The organism is Pseudomonas sp. Q1, assembly GCF_009935975.1.
GTDB lineage: Bacteria > Pseudomonadota > Gammaproteobacteria > Pseudomonadales > Pseudomonadaceae > Aquipseudomonas > Aquipseudomonas palleroniana.
Genome location: NZ_QODI01000019.1, coordinates 1 through 26,849, shown reverse-complemented (window position 1 = coordinate 26,849; position 26,849 = coordinate 1). Strand labels below are relative to the sequence as shown.

20 protein-coding genes, 1 rRNA gene and 1 pseudogene are annotated in these 26,849 nt (G+C 61.5%); 7 read left to right on the top strand and 15 right to left on the bottom strand.

Annotated elements, in window-relative coordinates:
• Positions 1–41 precede the first annotated feature (41 nt).
• Both catC and DK870_RS25275 read right to left on the bottom strand, forming a co-directional pair.
• On the bottom strand, positions 42–332 hold the full coding sequence (gene catC, locus DK870_RS25280; RefSeq protein WP_060754411.1) for a muconolactone Delta-isomerase: 291 nt from the start codon (positions 330–332) through the stop codon (positions 42–44).
• A gap of 12 nt (positions 333–344) precedes the next feature.
• Positions 345–1,472: a muconate cycloisomerase family protein gene (locus DK870_RS25275; RefSeq protein ID WP_161550034.1), complete on the bottom strand. Its 1,128-nt coding sequence runs from the start codon at positions 1,470–1,472 to the stop codon at positions 345–347.
• Between the two features lie 114 nt (positions 1,473–1,586).
• On the opposite strand from DK870_RS25275, the gene DK870_RS25270 reads away from it, so the two are divergent.
• The gene (locus DK870_RS25270) at positions 1,587–2,465 is read left to right on the top strand and encodes a LysR family transcriptional regulator (protein ID WP_060754413.1); all 879 of its coding nucleotides are present in this window, start codon (positions 1,587–1,589) and stop codon (positions 2,463–2,465) included.
• A 106-nt stretch (positions 2,466–2,571) separates the two neighbouring features.
• On the opposite strand, the gene DK870_RS25265 is transcribed toward DK870_RS25270, so the two are convergent.
• Positions 2,572–3,552: a helix-turn-helix domain-containing protein gene (locus DK870_RS25265; RefSeq protein WP_060754436.1), complete on the bottom strand. Its 981-nt coding sequence runs from the start codon at positions 3,550–3,552 to the stop codon at positions 2,572–2,574.
• 324 nt (positions 3,553–3,876) lie between these two features.
• Here DK870_RS25265 and antA point away from each other — a divergent pair, with 324 nt between their 5' ends.
• The 4 genes from antA to DK870_RS25245 all read left to right on the top strand — a co-directional run bounded on the left by antA (position 3,877) and on the right by DK870_RS25245 (position 8,370).
• Entirely contained in the window at positions 3,877–5,268 is a 1,392-nt protein-coding gene (gene antA, locus DK870_RS25260) for an anthranilate 1,2-dioxygenase large subunit (RefSeq protein ID WP_060754414.1), read from the top strand.
• Entirely contained in the window at positions 5,268–5,759 is a 492-nt protein-coding gene (gene antB / locus DK870_RS25255; protein ID WP_060754415.1) for an anthranilate 1,2-dioxygenase small subunit, read from the top strand. The genes antA and antB overlap by 1 nt, the downstream gene beginning before the upstream one ends.
• A gap of 129 nt (positions 5,760–5,888) precedes the next feature.
• Positions 5,889–6,896: an anthranilate 1,2-dioxygenase electron transfer component AntC gene (gene antC / locus DK870_RS25250; RefSeq protein ID WP_161550033.1), complete on the top strand. Its 1,008-nt coding sequence runs from the start codon at positions 5,889–5,891 to the stop codon at positions 6,894–6,896.
• A 70-nt stretch (positions 6,897–6,966) separates the two neighbouring features.
• Positions 6,967–8,370: an amino acid permease gene (locus DK870_RS25245; RefSeq protein ID WP_060754417.1), complete on the top strand. Its 1,404-nt coding sequence runs from the start codon at positions 6,967–6,969 to the stop codon at positions 8,368–8,370.
• A gap of 93 nt (positions 8,371–8,463) precedes the next feature.
• Here the strand turns inward: DK870_RS25245 and DK870_RS25240 are convergent.
• From DK870_RS25240 to kynB, 3 genes and pseudogenes are all read right to left on the bottom strand, one after another.
• A pseudogene (locus DK870_RS25240) lies at positions 8,464–8,754 on the bottom strand (tryptophan 2,3-dioxygenase family protein); the annotation flags it as partial.
• A gap of 267 nt (positions 8,755–9,021) precedes the next feature.
• Complete coding sequence (kynA, locus tag DK870_RS25235) at positions 9,022–9,879, bottom strand: tryptophan 2,3-dioxygenase (RefSeq protein WP_060754418.1); 858 nt, start codon at positions 9,877–9,879, stop codon at positions 9,022–9,024.
• Positions 9,876–10,526, bottom strand: coding sequence for an arylformamidase (gene kynB, locus DK870_RS25230; protein WP_161550032.1), 651 nt, complete (start codon positions 10,524–10,526; stop codon positions 9,876–9,878). The genes kynA and kynB overlap by 4 nt, the downstream gene beginning before the upstream one ends.
• A 239-nt stretch (positions 10,527–10,765) precedes the next feature.
• On the opposite strand from kynB, the gene DK870_RS25225 reads away from it, so the two are divergent.
• Complete coding sequence (locus DK870_RS25225; RefSeq protein WP_060754420.1) at positions 10,766–11,110, top strand: cupin domain-containing protein; 345 nt, start codon at positions 10,766–10,768, stop codon at positions 11,108–11,110.
• Positions 11,111–11,157: 47 nt separating this feature from the next.
• On the opposite strand, the gene mmsB is transcribed toward DK870_RS25225, so the two are convergent.
• Positions 11,158–12,045: a 3-hydroxyisobutyrate dehydrogenase gene (gene mmsB, locus DK870_RS25220; RefSeq protein ID WP_060754421.1), complete on the bottom strand. Its 888-nt coding sequence runs from the start codon at positions 12,043–12,045 to the stop codon at positions 11,158–11,160.
• Positions 12,046–12,060: 15 nt separating this feature from the next.
• The gene (locus DK870_RS25215) at positions 12,061–13,578 is read right to left on the bottom strand and encodes a CoA-acylating methylmalonate-semialdehyde dehydrogenase (RefSeq protein ID WP_060754422.1); all 1,518 of its coding nucleotides are present in this window, start codon (positions 13,576–13,578) and stop codon (positions 12,061–12,063) included.
• A gap of 132 nt (positions 13,579–13,710) precedes the next feature.
• On the opposite strand from DK870_RS25215, the gene DK870_RS25210 reads away from it, so the two are divergent.
• A complete protein-coding gene (locus tag DK870_RS25210) occupies positions 13,711–14,658 on the top strand; it encodes a LysR family transcriptional regulator (RefSeq protein WP_161550031.1) in 948 nt (315 codons plus the stop codon).
• 133 nt (positions 14,659–14,791) lie between these two features.
• On the opposite strand, the gene DK870_RS25205 is transcribed toward DK870_RS25210, so the two are convergent.
• The 7 genes from DK870_RS25205 to rrf all read right to left on the bottom strand — a co-directional run bounded on the left by DK870_RS25205 (position 14,792) and on the right by rrf (position 26,694).
• Positions 14,792–15,283 (bottom strand): OmpA family protein, encoded by a 492-nt coding sequence (locus tag DK870_RS25205; RefSeq protein WP_161550030.1) that lies wholly within the window; start codon positions 15,281–15,283, stop codon positions 14,792–14,794.
• A gap of 4 nt (positions 15,284–15,287) precedes the next feature.
• The gene (locus DK870_RS25200) at positions 15,288–16,550 is read right to left on the bottom strand and encodes a diguanylate cyclase domain-containing protein (RefSeq protein ID WP_161550029.1); all 1,263 of its coding nucleotides are present in this window, start codon (positions 16,548–16,550) and stop codon (positions 15,288–15,290) included.
• Entirely contained in the window at positions 16,547–17,113 is a 567-nt protein-coding gene (locus DK870_RS25195; protein WP_060754426.1) for a YfiR family protein, read from the bottom strand. Before DK870_RS25195 ends, DK870_RS25200 begins: the two co-directional genes overlap by 4 nt.
• Positions 17,114–17,263: 150 nt before the next feature.
• The gene (gene recD / locus DK870_RS25190) at positions 17,264–19,324 is read right to left on the bottom strand and encodes an exodeoxyribonuclease V subunit alpha (RefSeq protein WP_161550028.1); all 2,061 of its coding nucleotides are present in this window, start codon (positions 19,322–19,324) and stop codon (positions 17,264–17,266) included.
• Positions 19,321–22,995 (bottom strand): exodeoxyribonuclease V subunit beta, encoded by a 3,675-nt coding sequence (gene recB, locus DK870_RS25185; RefSeq protein ID WP_161550076.1) that lies wholly within the window; start codon positions 22,993–22,995, stop codon positions 19,321–19,323. The genes recD and recB overlap by 4 nt, the downstream gene beginning before the upstream one ends.
• Positions 22,992–26,444, bottom strand: coding sequence for an exodeoxyribonuclease V subunit gamma (gene recC, locus DK870_RS25180; protein ID WP_161550027.1), 3,453 nt, complete (start codon positions 26,442–26,444; stop codon positions 22,992–22,994). Before recC ends, recB begins: the two co-directional genes overlap by 4 nt.
• A 134-nt stretch (positions 26,445–26,578) precedes the next feature.
• Positions 26,579–26,694, bottom strand: a 5S ribosomal RNA gene (rrf, locus tag DK870_RS25175).
• Positions 26,695–26,849 lie beyond the last annotated feature (155 nt).

The following is a 26,849-nucleotide window of genomic DNA, read 5'->3' as shown; positions in this document are numbered from 1 at the left end:
GTGCATTCCTCATCTTGTAGTTATTCGGTGTAGAAGCAGGCTTAACGGTCGTCGTCATGGATCGACGATGGGTGACGACACAGAGCGTTCACCTCGATCGTCATATAAGGGAACAGCGGCAATTGCATCAGCAGGTCGTGCAGCGCTTGCACGCTGTCGACATCGAACACGCTGTAGTTGGCGTAATGCCCGGCGATCCGCCACAGGTGGCGCCACTGGCCCTCTTGCTGCAGGCGCTGCGCCAAGGCTTTCTCTTCGGCCTTCAAGGCCGCTGCACGTTCGGGGTTCATGTCCAAAGGCAGGTTCACGGTCATTTTTACGTGGAACAACATGGCAGGCGCCTCTTAGTGTTTATCACGACGCGAGAACGCCAGGCGCTCTTCATCGATGGCCAGGCCCAGGCCCGGTGCGGTGGAGACATGCAGTTGGAAATCGCGATACACCGGTGGCTCGGTCAGGATGTCCTCGGTGAGCAGCAGCGGACCGAACAGTTCGGTGCCCCACGCCAACTGGTTCAGCGTGAGAAAGGCATGGGCCGAAGCCAGGGTGCCGATTCCCCCTTCGAGCATGGTGCCGCCATACAGGCCGATACCTGCCGCTTCGGCAATCGCAGCGGTGTGCAATACGGCGCGCGGGCCGCCATTCTTGGCGATCTTCAGGGCGAACACCGAGGCGGCGCCTTCGCGAGCCAGGTTGAAGGCGTCTTCCACACACTCGATAGACTCATCGGCCATGATCGGCGCCGGGCTCGACAGGTTGAGTCGCGCCATGCCGCCACGGTTGTTACGCGAGATCGGTTGTTCGATCAGATCGATACCGTTATCGCCCAGCACCCTGCACGCGCGCAGGGCCACCGCCTCGTCCCAGGCCTGGTTGACGTCGACCCGCACACTGGCACGCTCGCCCAGGGCCTTTTTGATCGCGATCACATGGGCCAGGTCACGGTCCACCTCACCCGCGCCGATCTTCAATTTGAACAGGCGATGGCGACGCAGGTCGAGCATCTTCTCGGCCTCGGCAATGTCTTGCTCGGTATTGCCGCTGGCCAGGGTCCAGGCCACCGGCAAGGCATCACGTACACGCCCGCCGAGCAGTTCGCTGACCGGCAGATCGAGGCGTTTGCCGAGGGCGTCGAGCAAGGCCGTTTCGATGCCGGATTTGGCGAAGGTGTTGCCGCGAATGCTGCGTGCAAGGCGCAGCATGGCCGCGTTGATATTGCTCGCGTCCTGGCCGATCAGCAGCGGTGCGAAGTGCCGGTCGATGTTGACCTTGATGCTGTCCGGGCTCTCGTTGCCGTAGCTCAGGCCCCCGATGGTGGTGGCTTCGCCGAGGCCTTCGATACCGTCGCTGCAACGCAGGCGGATGATCACCAGGGTCTGGTTCTGCATCGTGTGCATCGCCAGCTTGTGCGGGCGGATAGTCGGGAGGTCGACGATGATCGTCTCGATCGACTCGATGGTACAAATCGGCATAACTATACCCGCTGGGTTCTTTATGGGTTTGAGCCGATTCTGCTGCGCAACTTCACGGGCTTCCAATATAGAATTGGTCTCAAGCGATACCCTACAGGTATCAAAGGAGTCGATATGGAACTGCGTCATCTGCGCTATTTCCGGGTACTGGGTGAAACCCTGAACTTCACCCGCGCCGCCGAACGCCTGCACATTGCCCAACCGCCGCTGAGCCGGCAGATCCAGCAGTTGGAAGATGAGCTGGGCGTGACGCTGCTGGAGCGCGGCCGGCCGCTGCGGCTGACCGAAGCCGGACGGTTTTTCTATGAGCACGCCAAGGTGCTGCTGGAGCAGTTGAACACGGTCTGCGACAACACGCGGCGCATCGGCCTGGGCGAGAAAACCTGGCTGGGCATCGGCTTTGCACCGTCGACCCTGTATGGCGTGCTGCCGGAATTGATCCGCCGGCTGCGCAATCACGAGACGCTGGAACTGGAGCTGGGGTTGTCGGAGATGACCACCTTGCAGCAGGTCGAAGCCCTCAAGGCAGGGCGCATTGATGTGGGCTTCGGGCGTATTCGCATCGACGACCCGGCCATCGTCCAGCGTGTGCTGGTGGAAGATCGGCTGGTGGCCGTGCTGCCGGCCGGCCACCCGTTGCTCGACGCGCCCGCGACCCTCGCTCAATTGGCCGCCGAACCTTTCGTGCTCTACCCCGGCAACCCGCGCCCCAGCTATGCCGACCATGTGATCGCACTGTTCGATGCGCAGGGTTTGAGCCTCAAGGTTGCGCAATGGACCAACGAACTGCAGACCGCCATCGGCCTGGTCGGCGCAGGCATGGGCGTGACGCTGGTACCGGCCTCGGTGCAGGTGCTGCACCGCGCCGATATCGGCTACACACCGATAGTGGAAAGCACCGCGACCTCGCCGATCATTCTCAGCCGGCGGGTGAATGACCAGTCGCCTGGGCTCAGTCATTGCCTGCAACTGGTGGAAGCGTTGACAAACTAATGTGGGAGGGGGCTTGCTCCCGATAGCGGTGGTTCAGTCAACGCTGTATCGACTGGTACCCCGCCATCGGGAGCAAGCCCCCTCCCACATTGGAGCTTCATGGGCTTCATAGACTGCGCAGCCGCTTGCGCTGCTGGGTCTGGCTCGGCGACTCATCGAACAGCTTGCGATACTGCGCCGCAAACCGCCCCAGGTGGGTGAAGCCCCAGCCCAGGGCGATTTCGGAAATGGTGCGGGTAGCGCCGTGTTCGAGGATTTCCTGGCGCACCGCGCCCAGCCGGTATTTTTTCAGGTAGGCCATGGGCGACAGGGCGAAGTACTTGCGGAACGCGTCGAACAGCTTGAACCGGGAGACACCTGCGGCGGTTTCCAGGTCTTCCAGGTGCACTGCTTCGCGGGCATTGTCGTGGATGTATTGCCGCGCACGGATCAGATAGTGCGGCAGTTTCACCCCGAGCACGTCGCGCAATTCTTCGGAGTAATTATTCGGCTGGGCCAGGATCAACCCCTTGATCAACGAGCTTTCCAGGTCCCGGGTAAACGCCGTCTGCTCATACAATTCGCTGCTGTGCTCCAGCTCCGCAATGAAGTAGCGCGCCATGCGCCACCAGGATGCCGAGGCGCCCTCCACCGCGTCCATCACCGACTCAAAACGCAGCGGTGCCTCAATCGGCCGTTGCAGCAGCCCCTCCAGCGACTCACTCATCGCCGCCCGCGTAATCACGACCTGCAACTTGCGGCAATCACCGGAAATCGCCAGTACCTGATGCTCGTTGGGCGAGATGATCACCCCTTGGTCGCGATTGGAGCTCAGGCGCTCACCGTTCTTGCTCAACTCTTGCTCGCCCACCAATGGCAGGCTGAGGCTATAGCTGCTGAAGTGCTCGGCGTCTTCGATGTCGATAGTCACATCCGTGCCGTATTCGATCACGCCCAGGGTGGTGGCGCGGGACTTGAGCACATTGGCGCTGTGATGGAAGCGCAGGCGTTCGGGCGTGGCCGTCACCAGGCGATGCGGCCCGCAAATACCGGACATCCAGCTGCGGGCGCCTTCCAGGTCGAAGCGTTGAATCGTTTGGCTGCTCATCAGGGTGCACCCACGGCGGTTAGGCATTTGCGCGCTCTGGCGGCGCGTCGTTGTGGTTTGACAGCAAGTAATGCGCCACGCCCGCTCAATTGCCAGCGGGTGGATAGCAATGGACGACTAAGTGGATAAGCGGTCGGCTTTTGCGACCATCGCCCTGCAAGACAGTAGCGCATCCCGTCACCGCCATGCACCGGGTTGGGTATTTGCTGCCCACTTATCCGGGGCAATTTTCCGGAGCAGGTTCCCCCATTAAGCGGATAGCCCACGCCCTGCCCTGCTGCCTCTAATAAACCACCGATTAGCCCTATCAAAAAGGTGCCTCCCATGAGTGGTGCAAGAAGCGTCGAGCAGTGGAAAACATTTATTGAAGGCTGCCTGGATTTTCGCCCGGTGGATGAAGTGTTCCGCATTGCCCGCGACATGTTCACCGAGCCGCAACTGTTCGACCTGGAGATGGAACTGATCTTCGAAAAGAACTGGATCTATGCCTGCCACGAAAGCGAACTGGCCAACAACCACGACTTCGTGACGATGCGCGCCGGGCGCCAGCCGATGATCATCACCCGCGACGGCGAAGGCCAGCTCAATGCACTGATCAACGCCTGCCAGCATCGCGGCACGACCCTGACGCGGGTCGGCAAAGGCAACCAATCCACCTTCACCTGCCCCTTCCATGCCTGGTGCTACAAGAGCGACGGCCGGTTGGTGAAGGTCAAGGCGCCAGGGGAATACCCGGAGGGTTTCGACAAGGCCACGCGCGGACTGAAAAAGGCACGTATCGAGAGCTACAAGGGCTTCGTGTTTATCAGCCTGGACGTGAATGGCAGCGACAGCCTGGAAGACTTCCTCGGCGATGCCAAAGTGTTCTTCGACATGATGGTCGCCCAGTCGGCCACCGGGGAGCTGGAAGTGCTGCCGGGCAAGTCCGCCTACACCTATGACGGCAACTGGAAGCTGCAGAACGAGAACGGCCTGGACGGTTATCACGTCAGCACCGTGCACTACAACTACGTGGCCACGGTGCAGCATCGCCAACAAGTGAATACCGAGAACGGCAGCGGGTCTGCCGCCACCCTGGACTACAGCAAGCTCGGTGCCGGCGACGCGAATACCGATGACGGCTGGTTCGCCTTCAACAATGGCCACAGCGTGCTGTTCAGCGATATGCCCAACCCCAGCGTGCGCTCCGGCTACGCCACCATCATGCCGCGCCTGGTGTCCGAACACGGCCAGCAAAAGGCCGAGTGGATGATGCACCGCCTGCGCAACCTGAATATCTACCCGAGCCTGTTCTTCCTCGACCAGATCAGCTCGCAGCTGCGCATCATCCGCCCGGTGGCGTGGAACAAGACCGAGATCATCAGCCAGTGCCTGGGGGTGAAGCACGAGTCTGACGCCGACCGTGAAAACCGCATCCGCCAGTTCGAAGACTTCTTCAACGTGTCCGGCATGGGCACCCCGGATGACCTGGTGGAGTTCCGCGAAGCCCAGCGCGGTTTCCAGGGCCGCCTGGAACGCTGGAGTGATATTTCCCGCGGCAGCCATCGCTGGGAAACCGGGCCGACGCCGAACAGCGAGGCCATCGGCATCCAACCGGCCATGACCGGCACCGAATTTACCCACGAAGGTTTGTATGTGAACCAGCACCGCAACTGGCAGCAGTTCCTGCTCAACGGGCTCGATCAAAAAGCCTTGAAACTGCGGGAGGTGAATTGATGAACGCGCAATTGCAGTACCGGATCGAGCAATTTTTCTACCGCAAGTCCGAACTGTGCGACGCCCAGGATTGGGACGCCTATGTGCAGTTGTTCGACCCGCAAAGCGAATTCCACCTGCCGCAATGGGATTCGGAACACGTCTATACCCGCGACCCCAAGCGGGAGATGTCGTTGATCTATTACGCCAACCGTTCGGGCCTGGAAGACCGCGTGTTCCGCTTGCGTACCGGCAAGGCGGCTTCGGCGACCCCGATGCCACGCACCTTGCACCTGATCAATAACGTGCGGATTGCCGAGCAGGCGGACGGCACGTTGGAGGTGCGCTTGAACTGGCACACGCTGTTCTACCGCCTGGCCACATCGGAGCAGTTTTACGGGCACGCTACATATCGCCTCAAACCCCATGGCGACAGCTGGTTGATCATGCGCAAACACACGTTGCTGCTCAACGACACCATCAACTCGGTGCTGGATTTCTATCACCTCTAACCACGTGTAGTGAGCGGGCTTGCCCCGCGCTGGGCTGCGTAGCGGCCCCAAAAAACAGGAGCGCTGCGCACTCCAGCGCGGGGCAAGCCCGCTCACTACAAGTTCGCATGCTGATGTGGAGCACAATGGATGAATCACAAAGTGGCCTTCAGTTTTGCCGACGGCAAGACCTTGTTCTTTCCCGTAGGCGCCCATGAAATCCTGCTGGATGCGGCCTTGCGCAACGGCATCAAGATCCCGCTGGATTGCCGCGAAGGCGTCTGTGGTACCTGCCAGGGACGTTGCGAGTCCGGCGAATACACCCAGGACTATGTGGACGACGAGGCGCTTTCCAGCCTCGACCTGCAACAGCGCAAGATGCTCAGTTGCCAGACCCGGGTGAAGTCCGATGCGACGTTCTATTTCGATTTTGACTCAAGCCTGTGCAACGCTGCAGGGCCGGTGCAGGTGCGCGGCACAGTCAGCGCGGTGCAGCAGGTGTCGGCCAGCACCGCGATCCTGCAGGTGCAGCTTGATCAACATCTGGATTTCCTGCCCGGCCAATACGCCCGCCTGGCGGTGCCCGGCACCGACAGTTGGCGTTCTTACTCTTTCGCCAACCGTGCGGGCAAGGCGCTGCAATTCCTGGTGCGCCTGCTGCCGGACGGGGTGATGAGCAACTACTTGCGCGAGCGCTGCCAGGTCGGTGATGAATTGCTGATGGAAGCGCCCTTGGGGGCGTTCTACCTCAGGCACGTCACCCAGCCGCTGGTGCTGGTAGCCGGCGGTACCGGGCTGTCGGCGTTACTGGGCATGCTCGATGAGCTGGCCGCCAACGGTTGTGAGCAACCGGTGCATCTGTATTACGGTGTGCGCGGCGCCGAAGATTTGTGCGAAGCGGCGCGTATTCAGGGCTATGCCTCGAAAATCGCTGATTTTCGCTACACCGAGGTCTTGAGTGACCCGTCCCCCGAGTGGCCTGGCAAGCGCGGCTACCTCACCGAACATTTCGACCTGGCCGAATTACGGGACAGATCGGCCGATATGTACCTGTGCGGCCCCCCTCCAATGGTCGAATCCATCCAACAATGGCTGACGGATCAGGCGCTTAACGACGTTCAGCTGTATTACGAAAAGTTCACGCAGAGTAATATCTGACCCTCAGTACTTCTGAGGGGCGGATGCGGCGTGCACTTACCCTAAGAAAAACAAGCAGAAGGGAATGTTAATGGCGGATGACATGGTTAACCCGGTGGGCCTCAAGCGTGGCCTGAAGAACCGGCATATTCAGCTGATCGCCTTGGGAGGGGCGATTGGCACGGGGTTGTTCCTCGGCTCGGCCGGGGTACTCAAGTCGGCGGGGCCGTCGATGATCCTCGGTTACGCGATTGCCGGTTTTATCGCATTCCTGATCATGCGCCAGCTCGGCGAGATGATCGTCGAGGAGCCCGTGGCCGGTTCCTTCAGCCACTTCGCGCATAAATACTGGGGCGGTTACGCAGGCTTCCTGGCCGGCTGGAACTACTGGGTGCTCTACGTCCTGGTGGGCATGGCCGAACTGACGGCGGTGGGCAAGTACATCCAGTTCTGGTGGCCCGAGATCCCGACCTGGGTCAGTGCGCTGGTGTTCTTTGTCGCGGTGAACCTGATCAACACCCTGAACGTGAAGTTCTTCGGTGAGGCCGAATTCTGGTTTGCGATCATCAAGGTGGTGGCGATTGTCGGCATGATCGTGCTCGGCTGCTACCTGCTGTTCAGCGGCAGCGGCGGCCCGCAGGCGAGCGTCAGCAATCTGTGGAGCCACGGTGGTTTCTTCCCGAATGGCGGCATGGGGCTGCTGATGTCCATGGCCTTCATCATGTTCTCGTTCGGCGGCCTGGAGCTGGTGGGTATTACCGCCGCCGAAGCCAGTGAGCCGCGCAAGGTAATCCCGAAAGCCATCAACCAGGTAGTGTACCGGATCCTGATTTTCTACGTCGGCGCCCTGACCGTACTGCTGTCGCTGTACCCCTGGGACCAGCTGCTGCAAACCCTCGGTGCCTCGGGCGATGCCTATAGCGGCAGCCCGTTTGTGCAGATCTTCTCGCTGATCGGCAACGACACGGCCGCGCACATCCTCAACTTCGTGGTGCTGACGGCGGCGCTGTCGGTGTACAACAGCGGTGTGTACTGCAACAGCCGCATGCTGTTCGGCCTGGCCGAGCAAGGCGACGCGCCGAAGTCGCTGATGAAGCTCAACAAGCAAGGCGTGCCGATCCGCGCCCTGGCGATTTCGGCGCTGGTGACGATGCTGTGTGTGGTGGTCAACTACGTCGCCCCGAAAAGTGCCCTGGAGTTGCTGTTTGCGCTGGTGGTTGCCTCGTTGATGATCAACTGGGCGCTGATCAGCATCACCCACATCAAGTTCCGCAAGGCCATGGGTGAACAGGGCCTGACACCGTCGTTCAAGACCTTCTGGTTCCCGTTCAGCAACTACCTGTGCCTGGCGTTCATGGTGATGATCATCAGTGTCATGCTGGCGATTCCTGGGATCAGCGAGTCGGTATATGCGATGCCGGTGTGGGTGGGGATTATCTACATTGCCTACCGGTTGCGGATCAGAAACGCGAAAGTAGCCGTGACGCAGTCATGATCGTTCCCACGCTCCGCGTGGGAATGCCGCCCTGGACGCTCTGCGTCCGCCTTTAGAGGCGTGACGCGGAGCGTGGGGACGATCAGCTCCGGTTCATAGCGTTGAGCGCACTCGCCACAACTCGGGGAACAGCACAGTGTCGAGCATCTTGCGCAAATAGCCCACGCCTTCGGTACCGCCGGTGCCGGGCTGGAAACCGATAATCCGCTCCACCGTGGTCACATGCCGAAAGCGCCACTGGCGGAACGAATCCTCCAGGTCGATAAACTTCTCGGCCAACTGATACAGGTCCCAGTAGCGGCTCGGATCGCGGTAGACCTCACGCCAGGCCGCTTCCACCGACTCATCATGAACCGTCGCCGCCGTCGGGTCGCGCTCGGCGCGTTTCGGGTCAATCGCCAGGCCGGCCTTCATGATCGTTCCCACGCTCCGCGTGGGAATGCCGCCCAGGACGCTCTGCGTCCGCCTCTGGAAACGTGACGCGGAGCGTCACAACGTGCGTTCCCACGCAGAGCGTGGGGACGATCAAACGCGAACGTAGCCGTGACGCAGTCATGATCGTTCCCACGCTCCGCGTGGGAATGCCGCCCAGGACGCTCTGCGTCCGCCTCTAGAGGCGTGACGCGGAGCGTGGGGACGATCAGCTCCGGTTCATAGCGTTGAGCGCACTCGCCACAACTCGGGGAACAGCACAGTGTCGAGCATCTTGCGCAAATACCCCACGCCTTCGGTGCCGCCGGTGCCGGGCTGGAAGCCGATAATCCGCTCCACTGTAGTCACATGCCGAAAGCGCCACTGGCGGAACGAATCCTCCAGGTCGATAAACTTCTCGGCCAACTGATACAGGTCCCAGTAGCGGTTCGGATCGCGGTAGACCTCACGCCAGGCCGCTTCCACCGACTCATCGTGAACCGTCGCCGCCGTCGGGTCGCGCTCGGCGCGTTTCGGGTCAATCGCCAGGCCGGCCTTGACCATCAGGTTGATCGCCTCGTCATACAGCGACGGCGTGGCAATCGCCACTTTCAACTCGTTCAACAACTCAGGCCGATGAGCGTGGGGCCGCAACAGCGCCGCACTTTTGTTGCCGAGGATAAATTCGATCTCGCGGTACTGGAACGACTGGAACCCCGACGACTGGCCCAGGAACGGACGGATCGCCTTGTACTCCGACGGCGTCATCGTCGCCAGCACCGCCCAGGCATGTACCAGTTGATCAAAGATCCGCGACACCCGCGCCAGCATCTTGAACGCCGGCGGCAGTTGGCCCAGGCGCACGTGTTCACGGGCGGCCTTGAGTTCGTGGAGCATCAACTTCATCCACAGCTCGGACGTCTGGTGCTGGATGATGAAGAGCATTTCGTTGTGGTCCGGCGACAGCGGATGCTGGGCGCTGAGGACTTTGCCCAGGTCCAGGTAATCGCCGTAACTCATGGACTCGGAAAAATTCAGTTCGGCGTTGTGCCATTCTTCCGGGGGTTGGTAATCAGGCGAGAAAGGGCATTGGCTCATCGCGTGGGCTCCTTGAGCGGGCGGAGAATGGCGCGAACCGGGCTCGCGTCGAGGTTGGCAAACCGCAGCGGCAACGCGATCAACTCGTAGTCGCCCTCCGGTACGTCATCGAGCACGATGCCTTCGAGAATCGCCATGCCATGGCGCGCCACGGCGTTATGGGCATCCATGGTCTTGGATTGTTGCGGGTCCAGGGACGGGGTGTCGATACCGATAAGACGTACTCCCAGCCCGGCCAGTCGCTCGATGGTTTGCGGGGCGATGGCGGTGAAGTTCGAATCCCACTCAGTCAGCGGCGCCTGTGCATAAGTACGCAGCAACACACGCTCCGGCAAGTTATCCACACGCCCGTCCAACTGATGCGGCTGCACCAGCGCGCCGCTATCCAGGCAATGCAGCACACGGCACGCGCCCATGTACACTTCCAGCGACACCTCGCCAATGGGTACGCCGTCCGCGCTGTAATGCAGTGGCGCATCCACGTGGGCGCCCGTGTGCGGTGACAGGGTGACGCGCCCGACGTTCACCGGGCACTCCGGGCCGAACTGCCACACGCGCTCTTCCTGGAACGGCGTGTCACCCGGCCAGGTCGGGGTCGCCGTGCTCAAGGGTGGGCTGATATCCCACCACGTTTTTATTGGGTTCATCGCAAGGCTCTCACTCGTTATGCGGTGAATGATACGAGGGCCTGCTGCGAATTTTCTTGCGAATTCTGGCGTGAGGCGGGAAATCTTTCGCACTTACTGCGAGGAAAACGCGGATTGACGGTGGGTTATATCAAATAAACACGGCTGCGCTTCTGGGCATCCCGATGTCGAGTTCAGACCACTGGTGCAGCGCCCAAGGCCGTAGGGTTGAGCTTTCCCTACCTTGCCTCGGAGACATCATGTCCAAGCCCATCACCGTACTGCGCGACACCCACCCACTGCCGGTCCTGGACGCGTGTAAATGGGAAAAGCTCGAAGGCGACCCGCACACCGTCAACCTCAACGCCTACACCAGCGAAGATGGCAGCAAGATCATGGGCACCTGGATCTGCACACCGGGCAAGTGGTATGTGGAATATGTGAAGTGGGAATACTGCCACTTTCAGGAAGGCTACTGCGTGATCACCCCGGACGGCATGGAACCGATTCACCTGCGCGCAGGGGATATCTTTGTGGTGGAGCCGGGGATGAAGGGGACGTGGGAAGTGGTCGAGACGGTGCGTAAGTATTTTGTGTTTGCTTGAGCCGCAAAAAACCGGGAGCCGCCAAAGGCAGGCTCCCGGAAAACGCCCTACTCGGGCTTGCGATAGCTGTTGATGATCGCCGAGAAGTCCTTGCCCCCTTCCCCGCGCTGGCTCATCGATTGGTACAACTGCTGGGCCACGGCGCCCAGGATCACAGGTTGCTTGGCCTGGCGCGCGGCTTCGGTGGCCAGGCCCAGATCCTTGAGCATCAGGTCGGCACCAAACCCACCGGTGTAACCACGGGACGACGGTGCGGTTTCGATCACGCCCGGCCAGGGGTTGTAGGTGTCTGAACTCCAGCAGCGCCCGGTGGAGCTGTTGATGATGCCCGCCAGCACCTGAGTGTCGATGCCCAACGCATCCCCCAGCGCCATGGCTTCGCTGACGCCGACCATGCTGATGCCCAGCAGCAGGTTGTTGCAGATCTTGGCGATCTGGCCGGTGCCGACGTCGCCGCAATGCACGATATTACGGCCCATCTGCGCCAGCACCGGTTGCAGGGTGGCGAACAGTTCCGGGGTGGCGCCGACCATAAAGGTCAGGGTGCCGGCACTGGCGCCACCGGTGCCGCCGGAGACCGGGGCGTCGGCCATCACCACGCCTTGCCTGGCAGCCGCAGCGGCAACATCGCGCGCGGTTTGTGGGTCAATGGTGCTGCAATCCACCGCCGGCACGCCTTGGCCGATACCCGCCAAAACGCCGTCATCATTGAGCCACACGCTGCGCACATGAGCAGCGGCCGGCAGCATGGTAATCACCAGTTCCGCGCCTTGGGCGGCGTGACGTGGCGAGTCGCTGACGGTGCCGCCCAGCTCGGCCAGTTCCTTGAGCACGCTCTGGTTGAGGTCGAACAGGCTCAGCGCGTGGCCGGCCTTGATCAGGTTGCGGGCCATGGGCGCGCCCATATTGCCCAGGCCGATAAATGCAATCTTCATGGTCGTCTCCCGGAATCAGCGCAGGTTGATGGTGGTGTTGACGCCATCGTTGACCGTATCGTCGTCGAACCAGCGGCTCGTCACGGTTTTGGTCTGGGTGTAGAACTGCACCACTTGCTTGCCGTACGGGCCCAGGTCGCCGAGTTTGGAGCCACGGGAACCGGTGAAGCTGAAGAACGGCACCGGCACCGGGATCGGGATGTTGATGCCGACCTGGCCCACATCGATTTCGCTCTGGAACTTGCGCGCCGCCGCGCCGCTCTGGGTGAACAGCCCGGTACCGTTGCCGAACGGGTTGGCGTTGACCAGTGCGATGGCTTCATCAAGGGTCGCGACTTCGATCACCACCAATACCGGGCCGAAGATTTCCTCGGTGTAGATCCGCATATCGGTCGTCACGCCCGAGAACAAGGTCGGGCCGACAAAGTTGCCTTGCTCGAAGCCCGGCACCTGGATGTCGCGGCCGTCCAGCTCCAGCTTGGCGCCTTCTTTGACGCCGCTTTCGATCAGCTCCAGGATGCGCGCCTTGGCCCGCTTGGAAATCACCGGGCCTACATCAGTGCCCGCTTCGCTGCCGGCATTGACCTTGAGCTTTTGTGCCAGCGCCTTGAGATCCGGCAGCCATTGCTTGGACGCCCCCACCAGCACCACCACCGAAGTGGCCATGCAGCGCTGGCCCGCCGCGCCGAAACCGGCACCCACCAGCGCATTGAGGGTGTGTTCGCGGTTAGCGTCCGGCAGCACCACGGCGTGGTTCTTGGCACCCATCATCGACTGCACGCGCTTGCCGTGTTTACCCGCCAGGTCGTACACATGCGTGCCCACGGCGGTCGAACCGACGAAGGACACGGCCTTGATGTCTTTATGGGTGCACAGCGCATCCACGACATCCTTGCCGCCGTGCACCACGTTGAGCACGCCGGCCGGTACACCGGCTTCCAGCGCCAGCTCCACCAGCAGCAGGGTCGACAGCGGGTCCTGCTCGGACGGTTTGAGGACGAAGGTGTTACCGCAGGCGATCGCCATCGGGAACATCCACAACGGGATCATCGCCGGGAAGTTGAAGGGGGTAATCCCCGCACAGACGCCGATAGGCTGGCGCAGGGTGTAGGTGTCGACGCCACCGGCGACGTTTTCAGCGAATTCTCCCATCTGCAGGGTGCCGATGGAGCACGCGTGTTCAACCACCTCCAGGCCACGGAAAATATCGCCCTCGGCATCGGCAATGGTCTTGCCCTGCTCGGCGCTGAGCACCACGGCGATGCGCTTGGAATGTTCGCGGATCAGGGCTTGCAGCTTGAGCATGATGCGCATGCGCGCACCGATCGGCGTCAGCTTCCAGGTCTGGAAGGCACGGTGCGCGGCGTCGATGGCGGCGTTGACTTCATCAGCGGTGGCAAACGGGACTTTGGCCAGCACTTGCTGGGTGGCCGGGTTGACGATGTCTTGCCAGTGGGTGGTCTTGGACTCGACCCATTCACCATTGATCAGCAACTTGACCTGTTGCACGGAAATATCGGCGGAAGCGTTCATGGGGTCTCCAAATCTTATAGTTATGCAGAGAACCAAGGCGTTGAATCGCCTTGAAGAATGAGGCGTTCGGACTGTTTTTGGAGTATAGATGTGCAAATCTCTAATAAGAACGCACATAAAAGCCGGACCAACATGCAAAAAAACATCACGTCGCTAGGCGCCCTGAATTGGGATGACCTGAAGTTTTTCCTCGAAGTCGCCCGCACCCGCAAGGCCAGCGTGGCCGCCAAGCGCCTGGCGGTGGACTACACCACCGTGTCGCGGCGCATCAGTTCGCTGGAAGTGTCGCTCGGCACGCTGCTGTTCGAAAAATCCCGGACCAACGGTTTTGTGCTCACCCCCGAGGGCCAGCGTTTGCTGGGCTACGCGGAGTCCATCGAAAGCACCCTGCACATGGCCTGCGAACAGGTTTCCGGCTCCGGCGTGGCGCTGTCCGGCCACGTGCGCATGGGCTGCACCGAAGGCTTCGGCAGTTTTTTCGTCACCCCGCAGTTGAGCCACTTCGTCGATACCTACCCGGCCATCTCGGTGGACATCCTGCCGCTGCCCCACTTCATCAGCCTGTCCAAGCGCGAGGCCGACATCGTCATCGCTTTGGAGCGCCCGGAGCACGGGCCGTATGTGTGCTGCAAACTGTGCGACTACAAATTGCAGCTGTACGCGACCCAGGAATACCTCGATCAACACCCGCCGATCCAACGCCCGGCGGACCTGGCTGAGCATCCGTTTATCAGTTATGTGGACGACTTGGCGTTCAGCTCGGAGTTGCTGTACCTGGCGAATGTGGTGCCTGGCGCCAGCGCCAGCTTGCGCAGTACCAGCGTGATTGCGCAGTACGTGGCGGCGCAGCAGGGGCGGTCGATGGCGATCTTGCCGTGTTTTCTGGCAGCGCAGGATCCGCGACTATTGCCGGTACTCGGCGAGCAGATTTCCATCACCCGCCAGTTCTGGATGTATTGCCGCGAGGATTTGCGCAAGTTGAAGCGGATCACCCTGTTATGGGACTACATCCGCGAGGTGACGGAGCAGAATCAGGGGTTGTTGATGGGCAAGACGCGGGAGATCAGGTTCGCGGACTAAAGGCTCGCCATTCAAATGTGGGAGGGGGCTTGCTCCCGATTGCGGTGGGTCAGTTGCCGATGAGTTGGCTGATCCACTGCTATCGGGAGCAAGCCCCCTCCCACACTTTGATTGCATTTCAGATCGAAGAGGCTCAGTCGGCGATCACTACGATCGATACCCGTCGATTCTCGGTGCGCCCGGCTGCCGTGGTATTCGGCGCCACCGGCTCGCTGCTGCCCAGGCCGCGTAGCTGGATGTTTTCTTCCTTCATGCCCACGCTCGTCAACACGTTGCCCACGCTTTTGGCGCGGCGCAGGGACAGTTGCTGGTTGTAGGCTTCCTTGCCCGAGGCATCGGTGTGGCCGTCTACGCGCACGCGGTTGATGCCCGCGCCCACCAGGGCTTTGCCGATGCGTTCGACGATATCGGTACTGGCTTTATTCAGGCTTTCAATATCGCTACCGAACAGCACTTTGCCCGACAGGCCAAATGTCCAGCCGTCGTCAGCCAGCTCAAAGCCTTGTTGTTTGAGCACGGCCACTTGTGCCGGGGTCAGGCCCTTGGGTGGGGCTGTCTGGCAGCCGCCGAGGGCAAGCAGTGCCACCAGCAAGGTGATAAACATAAAACGTGCGGTCGAGAACAAGGGATCAACTCCTGTGTTGAATGTTGACGACGGGGCGCTCCGGCTCCGCCGTTTGCTGGCCGCCCGAAGACATGCGTTTGGCCTGGTACATCGCCGCATCGGCGGCATTGAGCAAGGTGCCCGGGGTGGCGCCATGCTCGGGATAAATGGCAATGCCGATACTGAGGGAGGTCACTACCTGGGTATCGCCGGGCAGCGGGATCGGCACGTCCATGCTGGCAATGATCTTGTCGGCAATGCGCCGGGCATCTTCGGCCTTGTGCAAGGGCGCCAGCAGGATCGCGAACTCATCGCCGCCCAGACGCGCTACCAGGTCATCCTCACGTAATTGCGCGCGCACGCGCTCGGCGACGGCCACGAGCACGGCGTCGCCGGCCGCATGGCCGAAGTTGTCGTTGATGTCTTTGAAGCGGTCGCTGTCGAGAAACAACACCGCAACCTGTTCATTAACCTTGGCAGCGCTGCGCAGGGCACGGATCAGGCGGCCTTCGAAAAACGCGCGGTTGGGCAGGCCGGTGAGGCTGTCATGGCTGGCCTGGTGGGCGAGGGTTTCGTTTTCGCTTTGCAAGTGGCTCTGCCAGGCTTCCATCTCGCCAAGCAGGGCGTTGAAGTCGCTGCCCAGGCTGTCGAGTTCGGCGATTTGCGCCGGTGGCACACGGCGGTCGAAATCGCGCTCGCTGCGGGCAGCGTGAGCCACGGCGGCAAGGCTTTGCAACGGTTGGGTGATGCCCCGTAACAGGCGCCGCGCCAGGTACAGAGCCACCCAGGCGCTGAGGGCAGTGCAAATCAAAATGCCGGCCAGGCCGCTGAGTAAAAAGCGCAGGAGGCTGCCGCCGTGGCCGACCACGTGAATGCTGCCGACGATTCGCCCCTGGTGCAGGATCGGCTGGCTGATGGGCTGCTCGAGCAAGGTGCGCGCCAATACCAGTTCGACCTGCGACAACATTCCGGTTTCCGGGCGGATCCACTGCGCCAACAACTGCCCGTTGGCATCGTAGACTTCGGCCTGGGCCACTTCTTCGGTGGAGGCGATCAGGCTGAGGGCCTCGGTGGCGGCGGCGCTGTCGTTGAACACCACCGCGGCTTCCACGGTGTAATTGATGGAACGAGCGATCAGGTGCAGGTTGTGATCGGCGTACACCCGCAGCGCCAACACCCCGAGCAGAGTCAGGGATACGCTGGCCAGCGTCACTGCCACCAACGCCAGGATCAGGTGCCCACGGCCGATGACCGAACGCAGGGTCGGTCGCACTTTGATAGCGGTCATGGCACTGGCGCCCGGCGCCGGGATAGTTGCAATACGCTTGGATGAATGCGCACGCCGCTGCGTGCGACGGAGTCCAGGTTGACCTCGAACGACACCTGCTCATCGCCCACACGCAGGCAGAACAGGCTGCCCACGGTGCATTGGTCACCGCCTTCACTGATGCTGAGCACCGGGTGACCGATCAATGAAGTAAACAACCGAGTGCGCTCATCGACGCTGAGCTTGCCGATGTACACGGCGTCGCAGGCACTGACGATATCGGGGTGATCGGCCAGCAGGCGTCGCACCACCACCGGACGACCGGTGGCCTGGGTGGTGCCTTTGATCAGGTCATCGGTGTATTGGGTGGGGCCGACGATGCACAGGCGCAGTTGCGCGGGCTCCGTCGGCCAGCGTGCGTAACTGAGGATGCCGAGTACCACTTGAGTGACTGCCTGGGCGCGGTGATCTGCGGGGCTGGGCGACTGTGCAAAGACCGACGGCACGAGCAGGCACAGTACCGCTACCAGCAACAGGCGTCTCCAGCTCGAACTACGCGCTGTGGACCGGACAGCCACGTTCATGCAGCGATTCTCTCAGGTATTTTCAAGGTGATGCCGCAACGATAGCACAGTGGCGGAAAACCCTACGAGGCAAGGCTTACGCGGGGTGCGCTATTTTTTCAGAAAAGCCCTACGATTGAATCAGAAATATTTCATGACCAGACAGTCAGTTTATTCAGTCCCTGCGTCCAGCTCCAGCATCAGCCCGCTCAAGCGCTTGACCTTCCGTCGCACCGCTTCCTCGAACACACCACCACGCGGCTCGATCAGGCTGAACCAACGCTTGGCCCGGGTGATGCCGGTGTAGATCAACTCCTTGGTCAGCACCGGGTTCAGCGTATCCGGCAGGATCAACGCGGTATGGGTGAACTCCGAGCCCTGGGATTTATGCACGGTCATGGCGTACACGGTTTCCACATCATTCAGACGGCTGGGCAGCACAAAGCGCACACCGCCCTGGCCATCGTTACGTGGGAAGGCCACGCGCAACACCTGCGGGCCGCCGTCGCTTTCCGGCAGTTTGAGGGCGATGCCGATATCGCCGTTCATCAAGCCCAGGCCGTAATCGTTGCGGGTCATCAGCACCGGACGGCCTTCATACCACTGGTCGTCACCCTCGATCAGCCGCACTTTGCGCAGCGCGGCGGTGATGCGCAGGTTCAGCCCCTCCACGCCCCAGGGGCCTTTGCGTACGGCGCAGAGCAGTTGAAAGGCGTCGAAGGCTTGCAGCAGTTGTTGCGCCCAGAGAGTCCAGGCGGGGGCTTCGCGGGGGGTGTCCAGGGCCGGGCGGGCACTGCGCAACAGGTTGAGGTAATAGCGATAGCCTTGGGCTTCATCGCCCTGCCCGTCCAGTACCAGGCGCTCCAAGGCGTGGTCGTGCTCGCCCTTGAGGCGCAGGCAAAACAGGTCAGCGTGAGTGCGTGCAGCCAGCAATTTGCGCGCCTCCTCAGCATTCTGCTGGTTGACCCAACGTGCCAGCTGGCCGATGCCGCTGCCTTCACCAAACCTGCGCGAGTAGCGCAGCATAACCACTTGCTGGGCCAACGGATGGCTGCCGTCGACGTCTTCCTGCAGGCCACTTTTACCCAGGTCCTCGCCGCTGACGGCTTGCAACCATTCACGGGTTTCGGCGCTGTACCAGCCCGCTTCGGCATCACGGCACAAATCGCCGAGCACCGCACCCGCCTCCACCGAAGCCAGCTGATCCTTGTCTCCCAGCAAGACCAATCGCGCATGCGGTGCCAAGGCATCCAGCAGGTTGGCCATCATTTCCAGGTCGATCATCGAGGCTTCGTCGACCACCAGCACATCCAGGGGCAGCGGGTTGCCAAGGTGGTGACGAAAGTGCCGCGTGCCCGGACGACTGCCCAGCAGGCGGTGAACGGTGGTGACCTGGGTCGGGATTTTTTCCCGCACGTTGTCCGGCACATTCAGCGACAGGACCTGTTGGCTGATGGATTCGGTCAGGCGCGCAGCCGCTTTACCGGTCGGCGCTGCCAGGCGGATACGCAGTGGGTTGCCGGTCTCGACGGCCGGGGCCTGCAACAGCGCGAGCAAGCGCACCACGGTGGTGGTCTTGCCGGTGCCGGGGCCGCCGGTGACGATGCTGAAAGCCCCACGAGTGGCCAGGGCGCAGGCGAGTTTTTGCCAGTCGATCACGCCATCCGGGGGGGGTTGGTCAAACAACCGATCCAGGCGTTGCGGCAAATCGGCAGCGTGGCTTTCCTGAGTTGCCAGGCGCAGGCGCAAGGCCATGTCGATGCGCCGCTCGTAGGTCCAGTAGCGCCGCAGGTACAAGCGAGTGCCGGACAGGACCAGCGGGCGACTGTGGGCAGCCTCACTGCCATCCACCGCCAACGCCACCAACTGGCTGGCGGCCAGTGCATGGCACCAGTGCGCGCCGTCAAGGCCATCCAGCAATTGCGACGGCAGCAGCATGGCGCCGGTTTGCACGTCGCCTTCGGGCGGTAATGACAGGGCAAAGTCCGGCGCCTTGAGGGTTTCGAACAGGTCGAGGCATACGTGCCCGTGGCCCAGTTGATGGCTGGTCAACGCTGCCGCCAGCAGTACCAGAGGGTCGGCCTGTGGGTCGAGTTCGTGCAGGAAACCGACAAACGCTTTGTCCAGGGCACGCAACCAGCCGCGCTCTACCCAACGATCGAGGAGTTGCACCAGGTCGGTGGCGCGTTCGAGCGGTTTCAATGCCTCAAGCGGCTGGGGCGACAGGCTCATAGCAGAACTCCTTGTTCCCAGGCGGGCTCAACCTTGGGCGGGATGGGCTTGCCCTGGAACAACAGGTCCAGGCCTTCGATCAGCGCCCGTGGCGGTCGGGTGAAATACGCGCCTTTGCTTGCAGACTGGGTGCCACGCAGGAACACATACAGCGCACCGCCGACGTGCCGGTCATAGTCGTAATCCGGTAGTCGGGCCTTCAACTGGCGGTGCAGGGCCAGCAGGTAAAGTACGTATTGCAGGTCGTACCGATGCTCCAGGATCGACTGTTCCATGGCTTCCAAGGTGTAGGACGAGTCGTCGGGGCCAAGCCAATTGGATTTGTAATCGGCCACGTAATAGCGCCCGGCGTGCTCGAAAGTCAGGTCGATAAAACCTTTGAACATGCCATTGAGCAACACCGCTTCGGCCGCCACGCGGGAGGCACCGTTGTGGGTGAACTGGCACACCCACTTATCGAGGGCGAGCACGTCGACCTTGTGGCTGGCGAACCAGAATTCCATTTCGATCTGGTAGTGCTGCAGGCTGTTGAGCGTGACCAGCGCGTTATCCAGCGCAAACGGCGTGCGCAGTAACTGGCCCAGCCAGCCGCTGAGCGTCACGATCCAGCCCTCCCAGTTGCGTCGGTTACAGCGCGCACCCACGGCTTTTTCAATGGCTTCGGGGGTTACGTTGAAGCCCTCCTCTCCCGCCCATTCCAACAGGCCGTGGAGGAAGGTCCCAGGATTCGGGCCGCGTGGGAAACGATGAATGTCACCGCCAGACGCTACCACTTCACGTGGTGCGTCGGGGTCGAGGCGTTCATCGTCGAACAGTTTCTGGGCTTGCGGGCTTTCCGGTGCTTCAAGGCTTGCGGCGCTCATGCTGTCGCCGATTCTTAAAGCGCTGTAGGAAGCGATCCACCAGTTTTCGGCAGCCTTGCGCTTCGGCAGCAGAGGCGCGAGCAACGTGGCTTCATTGCGTGGTGGGTGGAACACGCTATCTTGCGCTTCGGGCACGTGACCATAGTGGATGGCGGCGCAGCCTGCCTGTAAGTCCAATAACCAGCGCGCCAACGCAGCGGACTCACCCAGGGAGGCGCCTGCGCCGAGCAGATAACCCAGCGCGGACAGGTGCAAGACCGAGCTGCTGTTGTTACCGCGCTTGAGGTCGGCGATACCGAGCCAGCAAGCGTGTTTGGCACGGGTCAGGGCGACGTAGAGCAAGCGCAGGTCTTCGGCCAGACGCTCATCGTCGGCCTGGGCGATCAATTCGGCGGTCGGCCGCAGACTGACCTGGGCCTTACCCTTTTCATCGTGATAATGCAGCGGTAGGCGGCTGCCATCCACCGGCTTGGCCGAACAGATAAAGGGCAGGAATACCAAGTCGTATTCCAGGCCTTTGGATTTGTGGATGGTCACGACCTTGACCAGTTGCTCATCGCTTTCCAGGCGCAGGATCTGTTCTTCACCCGCCTGGCCGGATAGCGCCAGGTGTTCGGCCAGATGGCGGATCAACGCCTGCTCACCGTCCAGCTCCGAGGCGGCCTGTTGCAGCAATTCGCTGAGATGCAGCAGGTTGGTCAGCACACGCTCGCCATTGCTACGGGCGATCAGGGTTTGCGGCAGTTTGAAATCATGGAGCAGGCGTCGCAACATCGGCAGCACGCCCTGGGTGCGCCAGATCGCGCGGTAGCCGCGGAACTGCATGACGCGGGTTTCCCACGCCAGTTCGTCCTGGTTCAGACGTTCAAGTTCATGCAGCGACAGGTTCAAGGTGACGCAGGCCAGCGCCGCCCGCAGCGGGCGCTCGACGTCAGGTTCGGCACATGCCTTGAGCCAGGCGAGCAGGTCATGGGCTTCCTGGGCGGCGAAGACTGAGTCTTTATCCGACAGGTACACGCTGCGCACGCCACGGGCGGCCAATTCGGCGCGTACGGCCTGGGCTTCCTTGCCGTCGCGTACCAGAATGGCGATGTCTGACGGAAGCACGCCTTTGAAGCTGCCGTCCGGTTGCAGGAAGCCTGCACTGCCTTGTTGCCCGCCATTGAGCAATCCAACAATGTGCGTGGCACAGGCGGCCGCCAGTTGTTGACGATACACCGCGTTGGAAATCGGTTGATCGGTGGGCAGGTGCCAGAGGTTCATGGCCGGCAGTGTTTGCCCATCGACCTGCAATTGCTCCTTGCGGCCTTGGGACAGCACTGAGTGGAACGGCACGGGGTTGTCGCCATTCGGCTTACGGAACAGGAACGCGCCACGCCCGGTTTCCGCCCGTTGGAACACATGATTCACCGCCTCAACCATTGCATGGCTGGAACGGAAGTTGGTGCCCAGGGTGTGGTGACGGCCAGTGGTGGCCTGACGGGCACGCAGATAGGTGTAGATATCGGCGCCACGGAACGCGTAGATCGCCTGCTTGGGGTCGCCGATCAGGAACAGGCCGCTGTCGAGGTGGTTGTCCTCGATGCGGTAGATCCTGTCGAAAATACTGTATTGCACCGGGTCGGTGTCCTGGAACTCATCGATCAGGGCGACCGGGAACTGCTCGCGGATCACACTGGCCAAGCGCTCACCCCCCTCGGCGTGCAGGGCGGCGTTCAGACGGATCAGCATGTCATCGAAGCCCATTTCGGCGCGGCGGCGCTTTTCATCCTCGAAGCGTTTACCTACCCAGCCGGCGGCGTGTTGCAACACGGCGGCGTCGGGGGTGGGCAGCGCGTCGAGAGCCGCCTTGAGCCCGGCCATGGCATCGATGCCCGGGTGGCGCGGTGGCTCGCCCTTCCAGGCTTCGGCCATTCCGTCGGGCGTCAGGCGTGTAAAACCGGTGCCGATGTCGAGTTGCTCAAGGGTTTCGTCGGCAGCCCAGACACTGATTTTCTCAAACCAGGGTTCGAAGTAGCGGGCTTGCATCTTGCGGCCATCAACAGCTTTGGCGGCCACGGCTTGCAGGCAGATATCGCGCAGCTCGGCGGCCCATTGTTGCCAGGGCGCCTTGAGTTGGATCAGCGCTTCGCGGCGTTCTTGCAGGCAGGCGTTGATCAACTCGGCCGGCTCGCGGGTTTCGTCCGTCGGCCGCTCGCTGCCGAACAGCGCGCGAACCCGTGGCATCAATGCGGCCGGGCCACCCCAGTGATTGCGCACCCAGTTGAGCGCGTCGTCGCGCATCGGGTAGCAGAACAACCGCCAGTAATCGCGCAGCACTTCGCCGAGCAGGTCGCTGTGGTCGGTTTCCAGGGTCTGGGTGAACAGGCTGCCGCTGTCGAAAGCGTGCTCACGCAGCATGCGCTGGCACCAGCTGTGGATGGTCGAGACAGCGGCTTCATCCATCCATTGCGCGGCGATGTCCAGGCGGTTGGCACAGGCGGGCCATTGCTCGGGGAGGTATTGATCGCGCAGGTCGGCGATCAGCGTATCCGGTGGCTGGATTTCATCGCGAAAGAAGCGTGCGGCTTCGGCCAGGCGGATGCGGATGCGTTCACGCAGTTCTTTGGTCGCGGCGTCGGTGAACGTTACGACAAGGATTTGCGGCGGCAACAGTTCACGGCCGAAGCCTGACTCTGCGTCACCGTGACCGAGGACCAGGCGCAGGTACAGGGCGGAAATGGTAAAGGTCTTGCCGGTGCCGGCGCTGGCTTCAATCAGCTGGCTGCCTTTGAGCGGGAAGGCCAGGGCCAAGGGTTTGCTGCTCATGTGCTGGCCTGCGAACTGGTGAGCGATCGCCATGGGGCGTTGATCAGTGGGCGGTACAGGGTTTCGCACCAACCTTCGAATTCTTCGCTGGCGATAAGCGTTGCGTAGTCGGGAAATTGTCGGGTGAGCGCCGGGGTTTCGCGGCGTTCGCCGTCGTGGGTCAAACCATCGCCTTCGTAGGCTTTGCTTGCAGCCGCCTGGGCCTTGGCGGGATCGGTCTGGCCGAGCCAGGCGAACGCGGTTTTTACGGCTACCGGAAGCGGTTTGCGCATGCCAGTGTGCCAGGCCAATAGCAGGTTGCCGAGGATTTCCTGGGCCGCCGATGGTTCCAGCGGGGCCAGTAGCAACGTGTCATCGCTCGCCACCAGAGCGGTACTGAGTGACAGACCGCACGCACAGGCCACCACATGATTGACCCACGGGCGAATCAGGCGATGCCACTTGCGCGCCTTGATCGAACCGATGCTGTTGGGGATGGTGGTGACACTTAACAGGCCACCATCGTTGCGCCGATGCAGACCGCTGATCCAGCCTTCCAACCGAATGCCCTGATGCTCAAAACTGACCGGTTCTGCCCCTGTGTGTGGGGTGGGCCAGAGCGCCAGCAGTTGCTGGTAGCGTTGCAACAGGCCGGGTAAGGGCTCGATCAACTCGTTGCGCAGGCACTCGCCAAAACCGACCATGGGCAACAGGCCACTGCCTTGCAGACGCAGGGCTTGGGCATTGAGCGCGTGGTCCACGTGATCGGGTCTGACCAGCGCGGCGTTCAGCAGGCTGTCGCTGAGGCTGTAGCGTTGCAGTGCGTCGAGGACGAAGGGTTCTTCATCGGCCAAGGGCACTTCGGCGGCCTCAAAGAAGACTTTCAGACGCTGGCTGAAGAAATGTTTGACCGGGTTACGCAGGAAGTCCTGCAACTGGCCGAGGCTCAGGGGTTCTTCTTGTTGGTGATCGGCCAATTCGTATGCTTGCGCAATGGCGTCAGGCGTTTCGTGCAGCAATTGCCATTCGCGGGCGTAGCTGAAGAGCGGATCGCCCGCGTGAAAGTAACGAGCGCTGAAGGGTTGGAGCGGGTGTTCCTGGGTCATCGCGTCGATCAGCGGTGTGTGTGGTTGTGCGTTCTGCCAGCCACTGGCGAGATGGTCACGCAGTTGGCCGATCAGTACCGAGGCCGGGCGATCGCTGTTGTCACGGATGCTGCGGCCCACCCAACTGATATAGAGCTGGTCGCGGGCCGACAGCAGCGCTTCGAGCAGCAGGTAACGGTCGTCTTCGCGACGTGAGCGGTCACCGGGGCGGTAGTCGCTGCCCATCAGGTCGAAGTCCAGCGGCGGTTGGGCACGTGGGTAATCGCCGTCGTTCATGCCGAGCAGGCAGACCAGCTTGAACGGGATCGCCCGCATGGGCATCAGCGTGCAGAAATTGACAGCGCCGGCGAGGAAGCGCTGGGACAGACGCCCCTGGTCAAGGCCGGCCAACCAGGCTTCACGGACGACAGTGAGGGGTAACTCGTCGTATAGGCCGACGGACTCGCAGGTCTCCAGCCAAGTCTCCCTGAGTTGTTCGAGTTGGCCCAACAGGTAGTCATCGTGTTCGCTGCTGGCCAGGAAGAAGCGTTGCATCAGACGTTGCAGGCGCTCACCCCATTCTTGGGGAGCCGCAGGTTGCGAGAGTGCGTGATGTGCATCACTCAGCGCGTCAAGCAAGGCCACCAGCGGGCCAATCAGGGCAGCGTCGAGGCCACCGATTTCATCATAGGGCTCGATGCCTTCGTAGGCTCCACCGGTGCCGACCGCATAGCCCAGAAGCATGCGGCGCAAGCCAAATCGCCAGCTGTTTTGCTCCAACTCATTCGGCAGCCCCAGGCCGGCACGCTGTTCGGCGTTGAGCCCCCAGCGCACGCCGGCGCCTTCGATCCAGCGGTGCAGCGTCGGCAGGTCGCGTTCCTTGATGGCGAAACGTTCGCGCAAGGCGGGGACATCGAGCAAGTCGAGAATTTCACTGACGGGGAAGCGGCTGTCGGGAAGTTTCAGCAGATGCTCGACGGCGATCAATAGCGGATCGCGACCGCGTTGGCCCTGGTCGGTGAGGGTGAAGGGGATAAAGCGTGGGTCATTTCGCTCAAGCTGTCCGAATACGGCGCGAATGTGCGGCGCATAGCTGTCAACGTCGGGGACCATGACGATGATGTCTCGGGGGCGCAACGTGGGGTCGGCACTGAAGCGTCGCAGCAACTGGTCGTGGAGGATCTCCACCTCGCGTTGGGCGCTGTGGGCGATATGGAAGCGGATTGAAGTATCGCGCTCCAGATCAACAGCCGGCCATAGCTCGCGTGTTTCATTGAGCGGGCGCAGTTCGAGAATGTCGTCCTGCAATTGATTGAGCAACGTGCGGGGTTCACTTTCACTGAACAGATCGATGCGGCCGTCACGGAATGCGGCGCGGTAGCTGTTGGGGTCGTCGTAGCTGTCCAGTAGGCTGATGTAGTCACGCCCTTGTTTGCCCCAGGCGGCGAGTAGCGGGTGTGCGTGCTGATGCAGGGTTTGCGGGTCGAGGGTGACCGGCATCCCGGTTTTACGGGCCTGGCGTTTATATTCGTTACGCAGCAAGTCTTTGTCAGCGACGATGTCGGACCAATGGTGACGGCATGGGTTGTGAACGCACAGCAGCACCTGGCTGAAGCGTGCCAGACCGGCGAGTGCTTCCAGCGCTTGGGCGGGCAGCGATGAAATGCCGAACACGATCACCCGCGACGGTAGACCTTCAGGGGCCGTCTCCAGTGTATTGATGCGCTCGATGAAACGTTGGTGGACGCCTGCACGACTCTCGGCCATGCCTTCTTCCCCCACATCCAGCAACAACGCTCGCCACAATTCGGCTTGCCAGCAATTGGCGGGGTTGAGCGGCTTGGATTCGCCTCGTCCGTTACGCAGTTGATGCCGGCCGGCTGCCCAGTCTTCCAGCCAATCGGCGCGGTAAACCTGGTATTGGTCGAACAGGTCGGCCAGGCGCTCGGCGAGTTGGTAGCGCTTGCGCAAATCCGTGTCGTGGGTAAGGAAGCGCTGTAGCGGCTCGAAATGCGGCTGGTCGATGAGTTCCGGGAGTAGGCGCATGAGACGCCAGGTCAGTGGAGCTTTATCGAGCAGGGATTTAGGCGGGATTTCGTCACGGCCCAGGACCATTCGGTAAAGCTGCCACATAAAGCTGCCGGGGAGCTGCACATCGATTGCGGCGGCGATTCCGCAGCCGCCCATGTCGTCATCTTCCGGATCTTCAGCCAGGGCTAGCTTGAGCCACTGGGCGATGCCGTTGCTTTGTACCAAGGCGATCTCGTTTTCCAGAGGCGCCAGAGGGTAGCGCCGCATCCAACTGACCACCAGGCTGCGCAGTTCATCCAGGCGGTTGCCGTGAACCACCATGAATCCAGCGCTGAGGGACGTCGCTTGCGGCATAACGGCTTCCTTGGGAAAAGCAAAATCGAGGCGTGGACTTTAGCATTGAAGAGCATCTCGATGAGCCCCTACGCATTTTCGATCGCCCAAAACAAAACCCCATCTGCTTTCGCAAATGGGGTTTCGGAATTTAATCTTGACGATGACCTACTCTCACATGGGGAAACCCCACACTACCATCGGCGATGCATCGTTTCACTGCTGAGTTCGGGATGGGATCAGGTGGTTCCAATGCTCTATGGTCGTCAAGAAATTCGGGTACTGAGTCGCAGCCAGTCGGCTTCGCTTCAGCAAATTGGGTATGTAATAGAAGTCGGTGTCTTGTGAGCGTCGAACTTTCGGTTCATAGCGTCTTCACACACCGCAATCTGGCCTTTCGACTCAAATTGCTTGGGTGTTATATGG

Excerpts from the sequence above, each read along its gene's own strand:
- DK870_RS25195 (WP_060754426.1), bottom strand. The coding sequence starts at position 17,113 with ATGAACGTGGCTGTCCGGTCCACAGCGCGTAGTTCGAGCTGGAGACGC.
- antA (WP_060754414.1), top strand. The coding sequence starts at position 3,877 with ATGAGTGGTGCAAGAAGCGTCGAGCAGTGGAAAACATTTATTGAAGGC.
- DK870_RS25225 (WP_060754420.1), top strand. The coding sequence starts at position 10,766 with ATGTCCAAGCCCATCACCGTACTGCGCGACACCCACCCACTGCCGGTC.
- recD (WP_161550028.1), bottom strand. The coding sequence starts at position 19,324 with ATGAGCCTGTCGCCCCAGCCGCTTGAGGCATTGAAACCGCTCGAACGC.
- kynA (WP_060754418.1), bottom strand. The coding sequence starts at position 9,879 with ATGAGCCAATGCCCTTTCTCGCCTGATTACCAACCCCCGGAAGAATGG.
- recC (WP_161550027.1), bottom strand. The coding sequence starts at position 26,444 with ATGCCGCAAGCGACGTCCCTCAGCGCTGGATTCATGGTGGTTCACGGC.
- DK870_RS25215 (WP_060754422.1), bottom strand. The coding sequence starts at position 13,578 with ATGAACGCTTCCGCCGATATTTCCGTGCAACAGGTCAAGTTGCTGATC.
- DK870_RS25245 (WP_060754417.1), top strand. The coding sequence starts at position 6,967 with ATGGCGGATGACATGGTTAACCCGGTGGGCCTCAAGCGTGGCCTGAAG.
- DK870_RS25200 (WP_161550029.1), bottom strand. The coding sequence starts at position 16,550 with ATGACCGCTATCAAAGTGCGACCGACCCTGCGTTCGGTCATCGGCCGT.
- DK870_RS25210 (WP_161550031.1), top strand. The coding sequence starts at position 13,711 with ATGCAAAAAAACATCACGTCGCTAGGCGCCCTGAATTGGGATGACCTG.
- antB (WP_060754415.1), top strand. The coding sequence starts at position 5,268 with ATGAACGCGCAATTGCAGTACCGGATCGAGCAATTTTTCTACCGCAAG.
- DK870_RS25270 (WP_060754413.1), top strand. The coding sequence starts at position 1,587 with ATGGAACTGCGTCATCTGCGCTATTTCCGGGTACTGGGTGAAACCCTG.
- catC (WP_060754411.1), bottom strand. The coding sequence starts at position 332 with ATGTTGTTCCACGTAAAAATGACCGTGAACCTGCCTTTGGACATGAAC.
- recB (WP_161550076.1), bottom strand. The coding sequence starts at position 22,995 with ATGAGCAGCAAACCCTTGGCCCTGGCCTTCCCGCTCAAAGGCAGCCAG.
- kynB (WP_161550032.1), bottom strand. The coding sequence starts at position 10,526 with ATGAACCCAATAAAAACGTGGTGGGATATCAGCCCACCCTTGAGCACG.
- mmsB (WP_060754421.1), bottom strand. The coding sequence starts at position 12,045 with ATGAAGATTGCATTTATCGGCCTGGGCAATATGGGCGCGCCCATGGCC.
- antC (WP_161550033.1), top strand. The coding sequence starts at position 5,889 with ATGAATCACAAAGTGGCCTTCAGTTTTGCCGACGGCAAGACCTTGTTC.
- DK870_RS25265 (WP_060754436.1), bottom strand. The coding sequence starts at position 3,552 with ATGAGCAGCCAAACGATTCAACGCTTCGACCTGGAAGGCGCCCGCAGC.
- DK870_RS25275 (WP_161550034.1), bottom strand. The coding sequence starts at position 1,472 with ATGCCGATTTGTACCATCGAGTCGATCGAGACGATCATCGTCGACCTC.